Source organism: Mixta tenebrionis (assembly GCF_006517625.1).
GTDB lineage: Bacteria > Pseudomonadota > Gammaproteobacteria > Enterobacterales > Enterobacteriaceae > Mixta > Mixta tenebrionis.
On sequence record NZ_VHQI01000042.1, the window covers coordinates 1 to 1,228 of the forward strand.

The following is a 1,228-nucleotide window of genomic DNA, read 5'->3' on the forward strand; positions in this document are numbered from 1 at the left end:
CAGGTAAACACCGCTTTAATGAGTGCCAGATGGCGGTTGCGGGTGGCAGGCTTGAGATCGAGATCATGCAGATAGGCCACAATGTCCGCCTCCGTCATATCGGCGATTTTTTTATCGCCAAGACGAGGGAGTAGATACTTGTGAATTTTAGACAGGTCTGTCCTTGCTGAACGCTTAATACCTTTGTTCAGAACCTCTTCAACGTATGTTTTCAGCAGGCCATTAAAGTCCATTTTTTTAATCTTACGGTAATCTTTACCGTGCTTTTTAGCGCTCTCTTTCAGGCCGGTGATAATTTCAGACGCAATTTCACGAGCCTCTGCAACAGACAATTCAGGATATCGTCCAATACGCTTGTAGATATTTTCGCCACAGATACTTTTGCGAACGATAAAAGTGGCTCCATCAGGGCTAGCAGGAGAGGCAATTATCTTTAGCCCCGTCAGTTTACTATCACTGGCTTCGACTGTCCGGCCCTCATGCAATGCACGGGCACAGCTTTCCGCAATCACGGATTTAGTTAATGGCTGATTCGCCTTTTTTGTGGAGGGATATAACTTCATATCGCGTTCATCTCTTCAAAATCATAAGAAACAAATTACAAGAGACGCTGGCCAGCGATGTTCCAATACTATCCATGATTAATTGCTACAGCAAATTGCCACCACAGCATAATATACCGAGAGCAACTACAAAAACCCTCAAACAGCAGAACAAAAAAATTAAATGATAATTAATACCACAAGCAACTTATCCATTAAAATCAGATAGTTAATTTATTTTCCGTATAAATTCCCTGAAGTTCGGGGGGGAAACCATTGTGAGATCTTTTTCGCCCTGAAGAACCTTGCCAAAACGGATCGTGTTCGTTTTCCGAAAATAAGGCCTTCAGAATATTCATCTTTTTTACCAGCCCCCGGTAAAAGTCATCCGGCGAATCAATCTCCGTAATGGTAACAGCATGGAAAATATATTATTTCATTGAATATCAAAAATATAAGGAGAAAGCCATGTTCAAACTCACTACCCCCACCAGTATCCCCCTTCTCAAACTGCCCGCCTCCGCGCTGGAAGCCCTCAGCAATGAAATCCTTGGCCCCGTCGATGATATCGACCTGTTTACCGCCTTCTGGAACGAAACGGAAACCCTGCTCTGGCATCTCAACCATGATGACACGCTGCCCGAAGACCCGCTGCTGGCAGTTGCACTGGCTAACCCGGAATACGT

2 pseudogenes are annotated in these 1,228 nt (G+C 44.5%); one reads left to right on the top strand and one right to left on the bottom strand.

From position 1 onward, the window contains the following. Positions 1-563: pseudogene (locus tag FKM52_RS21415) on the bottom strand (integrase family protein); the annotation flags it as partial. 447 nt (positions 564-1,010) lie between these two features. On the opposite strand from FKM52_RS21415, the pseudogene FKM52_RS21420 reads away from it, so the two are divergent. Beyond that, positions 1,011-1,228 (top strand): annotated as a pseudogene (locus FKM52_RS21420) (hypothetical protein); the annotation flags it as partial.